Source organism: Frankia sp. Mgl5 (genome assembly GCF_023242985.1).
GTDB lineage: Bacteria > Actinomycetota > Actinomycetes > Frankiales > Frankiaceae > Parafrankia > Parafrankia soli.
Map to the genome: position 1 here is coordinate 1 of NZ_JALKFY010000371.1, position 232 is coordinate 232.

Here is a 232-nt window from a genome sequence, read left to right on the forward strand (position 1 = left end):
GTTCGCGGGCATTCTGCATCCTGGGCTGATCGGCACAGCGCCTTCCCACCAATTGCTGGACAAATGGAACAAACGTGAACGAGATCTGGTTGCCACCAACCCGGAACGCGTTCCTCCGCTAGCCAATTTGCCCACGTCGCATAGTGCCGTACTAGGCAAGCTTCAGGGGGCCGAGTTTGAACGGATTGCGAAGGAAGCTGCACGGACTGTTCCCCCTCGTGAACATGGAGGC

At 58.2% G+C, this 232-nt stretch carries 1 protein-coding gene; it reads left to right on the forward strand.

What is annotated here, in order from left to right; translation table 11 throughout:
- On the forward strand, positions 1-232 hold a 232-nt coding region (locus MXD62_RS40465; RefSeq protein WP_368862365.1), incomplete at both ends, for an acetamidase/formamidase family protein.